We start from the raw sequence: 10,686 nt of genomic DNA on the forward strand, positions 1-10,686 counted from the left end.
AGTTCTCCGTCTCCACCTAGTACCGCTCAGGGCCCCCACGGCCACCTGGCTCCGGCCGTGGGGGCCCTGAGTCTCCCCCTCCATCTCCCGCCCACCACATCAGCACCCGCAGCAGGGAAGGTCAGATCATGCGCGACACCTACGGCTCACCGAAGATCCGCGGCGCGTTCGGCGATCGCTACGACGAGATCCTCACCCAGGACGCGTTGGCGTTCGTCTCCGCACTCGACGGGGAGTTCGCCGGGCGTCGCGCCGAGCTGCTCGCCCGCCGCCGGGAGCGCGCCCGCGCCATCAACGCCGGCGAGGACCTGGAGTTCCAGGCCGACACGGCGCCGGTGCGCGCCGACAGCAGCTGGCAGGTCGCGACCCCCGGCCCCGGGCTCGAGGACCGACGCTGCGAGCTGGTCGCGCCGGTCTACCGCAACACGGCCATGCACGCGCTGGAGTCCGGTGCCGCCGTCTGGGTCGCCGACCTCGAGGACGCGATGGCCCCGAGCTGGTCCAACCTCATCCAGGGCCAGGTCACCTTGTACGACGCGGCACGCGGCGAGCTCAACCTGCGCCGGGAGGACGGGCAGGTGCGCCGCCAGCCCGAGCACACCCCGACGATCGTGCTCCGCCCGCGCGGCTGGCACCTGTGCGAGAAGCACATCAGCGTCGACGGCCGCCCGGTCTCCGCGACCCTGGTGGACTTCGGCCTGTACTTCTTCCACAACGCCCAGGCGCTCATCGAACGCGGTGCCGGCCCGTACTTCTACCTGCCGAAGATCGAGTCGCACGAAGAGGCGCGGCTCTGGAACGACGTCTTCCGTTTCGCCCAGGACGCGCTCGGCATCCCGCAGGGCACGGTGCGGGCAACCGTCCTGATCGAGACCCTCACCGCGGCGTTCGAGATGGACGAGATCCTCTACGAACTGCGCGAGCACTGCGCGGGTCTGGCCGACGGCCGCTGGGACTACCTCTTCAGCTACGTGCGCACCTTCGCCCACCGCGGCGTCGAGTTCGTGCTGCCCGACCGCGACCACATCACGATGGCCACGCCGTTCCTGCGCGCGTACGTCGAGCTGTTGGTGTCCACGTGTCACCGACGTGGGGCGTTCGCCATCGCCGGCCCGGCCGCGGTCAACCCGACCCGCCAGGACGAGGACGCGCGGGTGCGCGCACTCGCCCAGGTGCGTTCGGAGAAGGAACGCGAGGCCGCCGAGGGCTTCGACGGCTCCTGGGTGGCCCACCCCGCGCTGGTGGAGGTGTGCCGCTCGGCGTACGCCGCCGTGCTCGGCACCAAGCACGACCAGCGCGACATCCAGCGGCCGAGCCGCACCACCGCGCGTGACCTGGTCTCGCTCGTCGGGATACAGCAGACGATCAGTCTGCAGGGCGTGCGCACCAACGTCTCGGTCGCGCTGCAGTACCTCGCGTCGTGGATCGGCGGACGGGGTGCTGTCGCGATCGACAACCTGATGGAGGACGCGGCCACCGTCGAGATGGCGCGGGTCCAGTTGTGGCAGTGGCTCTTCCACAACTCCCAGCTGGCTGAGGGACCGCAGGTGACCCGTGAGCTGCTCGACCGCGTGGTCGAGGAGGAGCTCGCCATCCTCACCCGCGGCCAGGACGAGGACATCGTGGCCCGTTACGACGGCGCCCGCGAGATCCTCGAGCGGGTGGCGCTGCAGCCGCATCTGCCGGGCTTCTTCACCAACTACGGCTACGTGCGCTTCCTCACCGAGACGTCGCTGCGGATGCAGCCCGGTGTCGACGAGGCGGATCTGCACCAATCCGAGCGGGTGCACGCTCCCGCCTGACCACGTCCCTCTCACCGCCGAGTGGCAGACCTATGTTTCGAGTGGCGCACCTGTTGGTGCGCCACTCGAGACATTTCCATGCCACTGGACGGAGGCGGCCGGCGGCGCGGGAAAGCGACCGCGGGGCGCCCTATGGGATGACGACGTCGGTGAGGGTGACCGGGTTGTGGGCCGTGTAGTCCAGCTCGTCCGCCTGCGTGGTGCCGGCGGGGGTGATGGTGTCGAGCACCTTCGGCACCGACGCCGGGTCGGCGCTGCACGCCGGTGAGGTGGACGCGGTCGCGCACACCCCGAACGCGTACGGCTGGGGTGTCGCGGCGAACGCGCGTGTCTGGTCGGTGCCGTGTGTGCCGTCCTGACCGGTCAACGCGACCGTGAATCCCCAGCCGGCGGAGGGCGTCCCAGCCAGCGAGTCCTTCTGGACCGAGAAGGTGATGTAGCGCGAGACGGAGTTCGCGGAGGTGGTCAGAGGACCCGCGGACGTGCCGTCGGGATCGACGAACTTGCTGCCGGCGAACCCTTGCACCTCGATCAGCCGGCTCCACCTGGCGGCATCGGCGATCCGGTAGTTCATGCCGGGGTAGGACGAACTCGTCGATGTCCCGGAGGCGGTGGGGTTGTGCACGTAGACGTCGACGAGCTGGGCGCCGTTGGGCTGACCGAAGGTGGCGGTCAGGTCGCGCGTCTGCACCCGGAAGGTGATGGTCGACCCGGTGTCGTAGACCTCGAACCGGGTGAGGTCGAACGCACCGGCATGGAACGCCGAATCTGTCGGGTAGGCGTAGTGGCCCGGCCCGTTGTCGTCGCCGATGGGGTCGGTCACGGAGTACAGAAGTTTCCCGTCGACCACGTCGCTGACCACCCGGCGCACGACCTGGGCGGTGCCGCCGCCCCGCGCCGTGCTGCTCACCGCGATCACGTCGGTGCCGCCGCTCACGGGGACGGTCGTCGTGAACCCGCCCCACGCGCTCACCCGCAGCGTACGCACGGTCGTCGCGTTGGACGCGTCCGTCGCCGACATCGAGATGTCGACGGTCGCCCCGGGCGCCGCCCGGCCGCTCACGGTGACGGTCTTGCCCACCGACGAGCCGTCCGCCGGGGCGGTGACCGTCAGCGGCGTCGTCTGCTGGTGGTGGGTGACGTAACGGTCGACCGTGATGCTCGGCTGCTCCAGGCTCCTGCCCGCGGCCAGATCGGCGGTCAGCCGCACCTGGGCACCGGCGCCCCAGGTCAGCGGGGAGGCCGACCCGTCGGGCTTGCCGTTGACGAAGCCGATGGACGCGGTCGCTGGGTTGCTGCCGTATGGCGAGGCCGCGAGTGACGGGTAGTCCCAGACCTGTTCGGGCACCAGCCCAGGTCCGGAGTTCATCGCGTTGACGGTCGATAGCAGTTTGAGAGCACCGGAACGGTCACCGGTGGCGAGATCCTGCTGAGCGCGTTCGACGCCGAGGACCGGCCACGGGTGCCCCGTGCCCATGTTGCCGTTGGTCCAGGGTGCCCCCGCGACCGTGCAGCTGCTGGACGACGGGACGGCGCAGTCGCCGTACCCGTCGCCGTTGTACCGCAGCCAGCCCGGACCCGATGCGGTGTCCTTGCGCAGCACCTTGTCCGCGACGGTGAGGCTGTTGGCGATGGTGGCGTCGTTCGCGGGCAGCATGCCGAGCCGCACGTACTCCAGGAAGCCCAGGTCCATCACACTGCGCTGGTCCAGCGTCGGGCCGCCATTGCCCACGTTGTAGCTGATCGCGGCGTTGGGATCGCCGGTCTTGGACAGTCGGATGAAGTAGGGGGACGACGAGAGTGCCCCGGTCGTCGTCACGCCCCACTTCTTGATGCTGCGCTGCCAGGAGTCGGCGGTCGCGAGCCAGATCCGCGCGGCGGCCGCGTCACCCTGGGTGCGAGCGATGGACGCGGCGGCGACCAGACCTGCGATCTCGGCGGCGATCGTCGAGGGTGAGTAGCCGGTCTGCTCCTCCCAGCGCTCGACGCCGTAGCTCGGTCCGTTGGCCACCAGATAGTTCGCCTCGGCGCGCACGTGCGGGTAGAGCGTCTTGTCACCCGCGAGGCCGGACTGCCAGGCCATCAGCAGCGGGTACGCGGTCTCGTCCGGCTGGGTGTTGAACGAGTCGGGGGCCTTGACACCGTTGAGCAGTGAGTTGCGCGGCTGCGACCCGTCGGCCAGCTGGCTCTTGGTGAGCAAGAAACGCGCGGTGTCCTGGGCGGTCGCGCGGTCACCGTCGACCAACAGCGCCGTGAACGCCTCGTAGAGGTCGCGCGGGAAGACCTCCCAGTAGCTGGTGGTGAAGAGGTTGTCCGGGTCGTTGGCGGGCGTCGACTGGCCCCACGGCTTGTCGATGCCGGCGACGATCGCGCCGGGGTAGGTCTTGTCCTCCGAGGCCTTCACCACATTGGCCGACTGGTAGTAGTCCCGGACGGCGGTCGGGTCGCTGTGCCACCCGCCACGCAGCCGGTCGACCCTGCGCAGACCGCGGTCGTATGCGGTCCACCCGGCGGTGTAGCTCGCGGCGGTCGCCGCGAAGGACCCGCGCGCCGATGCCGACGCCGTGGAGACCGCGGACGCCTGCGTGGTGCCGAACCCGAGCGCCAGGGTGAAGGACCGCTGCGCGTCCGGCGCGACCTGGGCGGTCTGCTCGACGTTGCCGTCGGCCGCGGTGGCGTACGTCGGGCTGAGCGTGTGGGTGGCGTCGAGCTGGGTCAGCCCGTCGCTGCCCGCGCCGACGAACCCACTGCTCACCTGCGTGAACGGCCGGTCGCCGGTGAGGGCGAGGAAGGACGGCACGGCGTACGAGCGGCCCGTCGCCTGGCTCTTGGTGCTCGTGTCGTAGCTGACCGGCACCGGGTGTCCGCCGGAGGTGTCGACCACCGCGGTGTCGGCGCCGGCGTTCGAGGTGCCGCCGCCGCCGTTGCCGCCGGCGTTCGCGTCGAGACGGACGTAGATCTTGTAGGCCGCGGCCGCAGTGGTGAGCGGTTGGAACTGGGTGTGCGTCACGACCGAATCACGTTCAGGGTCGGTGATGTACGTCGTCACCAGCCGATACCGGCCGCTCTTCGCGGTCGACGTGACGGTGCACGCCATCCCGCTCGCGTCGGCGCGCACCGTGTAGGTCATGTCGCGCGTCTGCAGGTCGGTGAAGGAGCTGCCGTCGCTCACGATGTACTGCATCGTCTTGACGTTGGTGGCGTCGACCGTGGGCGCGAAGACGTCGGACAGCACGCCGTTCGCGACGGTGTACCAGACCTTCGAGGTCCGGTTGCGTGCCGTGCCGACACAGTCCTTGCGCGACTGCGCCTGGTAGCTCGCGGCGCCCGGACCGTCGGTCGCCGCCCCCGGTGTGGCGGCGCGCGCCGGGGCGCTCACGTAGCCGGTGCCGAGCGCGAGGGCGCTGGAGGTGAGGGCGACGGCGACGCGGCGGGAGAGACGAGTGCGTGCGGAAGGCAGTGCGGACATGGCTGACTCCATGTGATGGGTGTGTGACGTGGATCACGTACGACGCCCAAGGTAGACCCTGCCGGCGACAGACCGCCGCGACACGCCTCAGGGGAATGCCGCGCGCACGCGCAGGGCCACCCGGCTCACGTCGGAGGGACGCAGCGCTGCGGACACCTCGATGGGCGCCGCACCGTCGGGCGGGTCGTCCGCGAACCGTCCGTCGCCCCGCAGTCGGGGCACGACCGCGGGATCGAACCCCGCGCGCTGCAGACCTTCGTGCACGAACGCCTCCGCCTCCCGTGGCCAGACGCCCTCGACGACTCCCCCGACCGGCGATGCGGCGAGCAGCTCCCAGAGAGCATCGTCGGGCACCAGGGCACGCGGGAAGAGCGGCAGGCCCAGTTCTGCGGCCAGGGCGGGAGCCAGCCCGGACGACTCGGAGCGGTCGGGTGCGCCGAAGTCACTGACGAGCAACGCCATTCGGGCAGGTCGGTGAGCGGCGTACGGCGTCGCGGGCCACTCCCCGCGGTGCACGGCGTACGCGTCGTGATCACGCCACTGCGCGGGTTCACCACCGGACTCCAGCAGGAGCATCGAGCGGATATGGCCCTCCCGGCGGAAACCGAGCGACCGCAGCACCCCCGCCGACCGGGTGTTGCCGGGGCGCACGTTGGCCTCGACGCGGTGCAGATCCATCCCCTGTCCCGCTCCGGCGAACGCCAGACCCACCACCAGGCGCAACCCTTCGGCGAACATGCCTCGCCCGGCGTAGGGGTCGTAGGCGTCGTACCCCATGGTGCCGTTCTGGAACCTGCCACGAACGACGTTGCTGACGTTGACCTTTCCGACGATGTCGTGCTCACCCGTCGGTTCGTTGGCGTGGATGAGGAAGGTGCGGTGCTCGGTGCTCTGACGACCCAGGTGCCACTCCAGATCACCTGCGGAGACCGGGTTCCAGGCCCCGATGCGGTCCCACGAACTGCGCACGGCCTGCTGGTAGGGGGCGAGGTCGTCGTGCACGACGGTGCGGACCCACACCCGTTCCCCCCGTGCGAGCAGCGGGCCCGGGGGACGTTCGCGGCTCACAGCATCGCCCTTCCGCGCAGGACGACGTGCTGGGGCGCGCTCAGCACTCGCACATCGATTCGTGGATCCTCCTGGTAGACAACGAAGTCCGCGCTCTCACCCTCGTCGAGACCCGGGCGACCGAGCCAGGCGCGGGCACCCCACGTCGCCGCGTCCAGTGCCTCCAGCTCGGTCATCCCCACCTTGACCAGCTCGGCCACCTCGCGCGCCACGAGCCCGTGCGGCAGCTGCCCGCCGGCGTCGGTGCCGACGTAGACCGCGATGCCCGCCTCGTGCGCCGCGGCGATCGTGGCGTGCCGGCGAGCGTAGAGGTCGCGCATGTGCGTGCCGTACGCCGGGAACTTGGCTTCACCCGCCTCGGCGAACTTCGGGAAGTTCTCGATGTTGATGAGCGTCGGCACGATCGCGATGCCCTGCCGGGCGAAGAGGTCGATGCTGTCCGGCTGCAGCCCGGACGCGTGCTCGATGCAGTCGGTACCGGCGGCCGCGAAGTCGAGCAACGACTCCTCACCGAAGCAGTGAGCGGTCACCCGCGCACCCTCCTCGTGAGCGGCCGCGATCGCGGCGGCGAGAGCCTCACGCGGCCAGCACGGCGCGAGGTCGCCGCGGTCCCGGTCGATCCAGTCACCCACGAGCTTGACCCACCCGTCGCCTCGGCGGGCTTCCTGGCGCACATACGCGACCAGGTCCTCCGGCTCGATCTCGTGCGCGAAGTTGCGGATGTAGCGCTTGGTACGGGCGATGTGGCGTCCCGCGCGGATGATCCGGGGCAGGTCCTCGCGCTCGTCCATCCAGTGCGTGTCGACGGGCGAGCCCGCGTCCCGCAGCAGCAGCGCACCCGCCCCACGTTCGGCCACCGCGTGCTCTTCTGCCCTCTCGGGCCCCACTCCGCCCTGCGCCTCGAGCCCGACGTGACAGTGCGCGTCGACGAGCCCCGGCAGCACGAATCCCTCGACGCTCTGTACGTCGTCGGTCCCGGCGGGGCGGGTGAAAGTCACCGCGCCACCGACCACCCACATCTCCTCACGGACCTCGTGCGGACCTGTGAGGACGGTGCCGCGGACGTGCAGGATCGGGGCGGTCTGCGTCATGGTTCCGACCATAGTTCGCCGACCCGGTCGAACGATCGAGGTGCCGGTCCGACCTGGAAGTGACCCAGCGTGACGGACGACACGGCCTCGTCCTGCGCGCCCCGCCACGCGAGACCTGTTGTCCCCCTATGCTTCCCAGCCATGGGAGACGTCTACGTCCGGCGCCGACTCGTCGTGGGGAGCGGAGCGGCTGCGCTGGTGGGACTGATCGCCTGGCATCCTCTTCGGCACGACGGCCGGCCGAATACCGCTGTGTCGACAGGAAGTTCGAGTGGCGCAACGCACCGGAAGAGTACGTCGGCATCGCGCGCCACCGCCACCCGGACCGACCCGGGCATCCTCACGCGTGCCCTCGATGCGACCCTGGGCGCACGCGCCGGCGACGTCAGCGTGACCGCGTACGACCGACGTTCGAGCGCCACCTTCTCCTACCACCCGGCCATGAAGAACGTCTGCGCGAGCATCATGAAGGTGCTGATCCTGACCAGCGTCGCGCACACCCGTCGCGCCGCCGGGGGGTCGCTGACCGCGAGCGACCGCGATCTCGCCGAGGACATGATCACCGAGAGCGACAACGATGCGGCGACGGAGCTCTACCGCCGCGGGGGCGGGGCTCCTGCCGCTCAGCGCGTCGCGAATGCCCTTGGAATGATGAGCACTCGCCCGAACGTGCGGTGGGGTCTGACGACCACCACGGCGCCCGATCAGGTGATGATGGTCCGGGCCCTCGCCTACGGGCACTCGTTCCTCGACAACACCGACCGTGCCTACATCTTCGATCTGATGGGACGGGTCGACCCCGGTCAGAAGTTCGGGATCGGCACCCTGCCCGCCGGGGTGAAGGGGGTCACCGTCCAGGTCAAGAACGGTTGGCTGCCCTACAACCCCGGGTCGTGGCACGACAACTCGATCGGCCACGTGCAGGGCGCCGGCCGCGACTACGCCGCCGCGATCCTCTCGACCCGCAACGCCACCGACGCTGCGGGTCGAGCACTGATCACCAAGGCCGCCGCGGTGCTCTACACCCACCTCGGCCACTGACCGCCGGGTCGGCGGCTCAGCAGGTGGGCACGCCGGGGATCTGCCCGTCGTCCACTCCCCCGCTGACGTAGGTCGCGTTCACCCACACGTTCGCGTTGCCGGAGTCGTCGTCGGTCTTCAGCCACCAGTCGTTGTGGTAGCCCGCGTACGAAGACTCCGACCCCTGCGTCTGGCAGTAGAAGTAGTTCGACCCCGTGTTCAGGGTGCCTACGACGGCGCCGTTGGTGGGGTTGTTCACCGACGGCGCGGTGGCCCACACGTCCTTGAACACCTTCGACCCCCCGGAGGGCGGCGGAGGCGGCGTGGTGCCGCCACCGGCCCAGAGCGCGTTGACGACGGTCGTCGCCGGCGACTGCTCGTCGTCGTACGCCCCGGGGTCGCCGGAGACCTGCACCGACTGCGCGATCGCGCCGGGATCACCGCTCTCCCAGCCCCCGCCGGGGAACTTGGCCTGCATCACCGACAGGAACTTCTGCGTGGCGTACGTCGGGTCCTGGACCTGGTCGACCGATCCCCACCCCTGCGAGGGGCGCTGCTGGAAGAGCCCGATGCTGTCGCGGTCGCCACCGGTGTAGTTGTGCAGGGTGCTCTCGGCCATCGCGGTCATGGTCGCGACGAGGGCGGCCCGCTGGTCGAGTCCAGCGCCCTTCGTGGCCGCGATGACGGCGCGGGCACAGGCGATCTGCCCGGCATCGATCGAGGTCCCCATCCGCGCTCCGGAGAAATGTCCGGAGAGGCTCGCCGCCGTGGCGGCATCGCCCGGCGACGAGGGACAGGCGACCGTCCCGAGGTCGAACGCCCGCGCGTGTCCGTGCGCTCCCGCGCGGGCAGGGCCGGCCGTACCGGGGACTCCTGCCGGCCCTGGGAGGTGGTGGCCCGGGTGTGCCGAGGCCGTGGTCGCGAAACCGGTGAGTGCGGTGCCCGCGACGGCCAGCGCCACGAGCGGGCGCGCGTACCGGCGGTTCTTCAGCGTCTGGATCTTCATGATCTGTTCTCCTTGCGTCTCAGGTGTCTCTCGTGTCGTCCGTACTGATTGCGTTGCGGCTGCTGCGGTTTCAGCAGGTCGGTACGCCGGGGATCTGCCCGTCGTCCACTCCCCCGCTGACGTAGGTCGCGTTGACCCACACGTTCGCGTTGCCGGAGTCGTCGTCGGTCTTCAGCCACCAGTCGTTGTGGTAGCCGGCGTACGACGTCTCCGACCCCTGCGTCTGGCAGTAGAAGTAGTTCGACCCCTTGTTCAAGGTGCCCACCACGGCGCCGTTGGTGGGGTTGTTCACCGACGGAGCGGTGGCCCACACGTCCTTGAACACCTTCGACCCCCCAGAGGGCGGCGGAGGCGTGGTCGTGCCGCCGCCCGGGCGGTAGACGCCGGTCGGGGTGCCGCCGTGGCTCGCGACGGTCCGCACGTTGAGTCCGGCGTCGTCGCCCTCGGCCTGCGCCATCAGGCCGTTGCCCAGGTAGATGGCGGTGTGCCCGTCCCAGACGATGACGTCGCCGGGCTGGGTCGGCGCGTCCACCCGGCTGAAACCGTGGCTCGTGAGCGCGGAGTCGAAGTCGTAGGTCGAGACGGGGCCGAAGTCGGTGCCCGACGCCTCGTAGTAGGCCCAGCGCACCAGTCCCGAGCAGTCCAGTCCGACCTTGTTGCGGTCGTCGTAGTACTCCGGCGGTACGTCGTAGATCTGCCCCGTCGAGGGGCCGGGAGCCGCCTTGTGGCCGCCGGACCACGAGTACGGCGTGCCCTTGTCGACCTCCGCGCAGGCCGCCTGGACCTCCTTGGCCGCGACCGCGCTGGTCGCGCCGTACGCCTGACACCCGGCGTCAGCGTGCGCGGCCGTGCTGCCGAACACGCCCACGCCCCCGATGAGGGCGCCCCCGCCGAGCACTGCCACGCCCGTGCAGTGGGCCAGAGCCTTCTTGGTGGTACGCATGATGTCCTCCTCCTCGTCCGTGGGGAAACGATCGTTTCCCTAGCTCCACCAGACCAATTCGTGACGCTGCCGACCAGCATTTGCATAGATGCGCAAACCTTCGGTAGCTCGCCGCGCCCAGATGACGCAGATGAGAAGGGCAGGACGCTCCATGCGTCCTGCCCTTCTCATCTGCGAGACCGGGTCAGCAGGCGGGGATCCCGGGGATCCTCGCGTCGTTCGCGCCACCGCTCACGTGCGTGGCGTTGACCCACACGTTCGCGTTGCCGGAGTCGTCGTCGGTCTTC

Annotated in this window: 7 protein-coding genes; 2 read left to right on the forward strand and 5 right to left on the reverse strand. The window is 70.2% G+C overall.

The window, feature by feature from the left end; genetic code table 11:
* Positions 1-128: 128 nt before the first annotated feature.
* Complete coding sequence (aceB, locus tag JOB34_RS17210; RefSeq protein WP_208053850.1) at positions 129-1,802, forward strand: malate synthase A; 1,674 nt, start codon at positions 129-131, stop codon at positions 1,800-1,802.
* 130 nt (positions 1,803-1,932) lie between these two features.
* Here the strand turns inward: aceB and JOB34_RS17215 are convergent, their stop codons facing one another.
* The 3 genes from JOB34_RS17215 to JOB34_RS17225 form a co-directional block, all read right to left on the reverse strand.
* Complete coding sequence (locus JOB34_RS17215) at positions 1,933-5,271, reverse strand: glucodextranase DOMON-like domain-containing protein (RefSeq protein WP_208053851.1); 3,339 nt, start codon at positions 5,269-5,271, stop codon at positions 1,933-1,935.
* An 87-nt stretch (positions 5,272-5,358) separates the two neighbouring features.
* A complete protein-coding gene (locus tag JOB34_RS17220) occupies positions 5,359-6,339 on the reverse strand; it encodes a GNAT family N-acetyltransferase (protein ID WP_208053852.1) in 981 nt (326 codons plus the stop codon).
* The gene (locus tag JOB34_RS17225) at positions 6,336-7,430 is read right to left on the reverse strand and encodes an amidohydrolase family protein (protein ID WP_208053853.1); all 1,095 of its coding nucleotides are present in this window, start codon (positions 7,428-7,430) and stop codon (positions 6,336-6,338) included. Before JOB34_RS17225 ends, JOB34_RS17220 begins: the two co-directional genes overlap by 4 nt.
* A 141-nt stretch (positions 7,431-7,571) precedes the next feature.
* Between JOB34_RS17225 and JOB34_RS17230 the strand changes: the two genes are divergently transcribed.
* Positions 7,572-8,471, forward strand: a complete 900-nt coding sequence (locus JOB34_RS17230) for a serine hydrolase (RefSeq protein WP_208053854.1) — start codon at positions 7,572-7,574, stop codon at positions 8,469-8,471.
* A 16-nt stretch (positions 8,472-8,487) separates the two neighbouring features.
* On the opposite strand, the gene JOB34_RS17235 is transcribed toward JOB34_RS17230, so the two are convergent.
* Both JOB34_RS17235 and JOB34_RS17240 read right to left on the reverse strand, forming a co-directional pair.
* On the reverse strand, positions 8,488-9,456 hold the full coding sequence (locus tag JOB34_RS17235; protein WP_208053855.1) for a hypothetical protein: 969 nt from the start codon (positions 9,454-9,456) through the stop codon (positions 8,488-8,490).
* Between the two features lie 70 nt (positions 9,457-9,526).
* Positions 9,527-10,399 (reverse strand): NlpC/P60 family protein, encoded by an 873-nt coding sequence (locus JOB34_RS17240; RefSeq protein WP_179479757.1) that lies wholly within the window; start codon positions 10,397-10,399, stop codon positions 9,527-9,529.
* Positions 10,400-10,686: the final 287 nt, after the last annotated feature.

This window comes from Allobranchiibius sp. GilTou38 (assembly GCF_017565325.1).
GTDB classification, from domain to species: Bacteria; Actinomycetota; Actinomycetes; order Actinomycetales; family Dermatophilaceae; genus Allobranchiibius; species Allobranchiibius huperziae.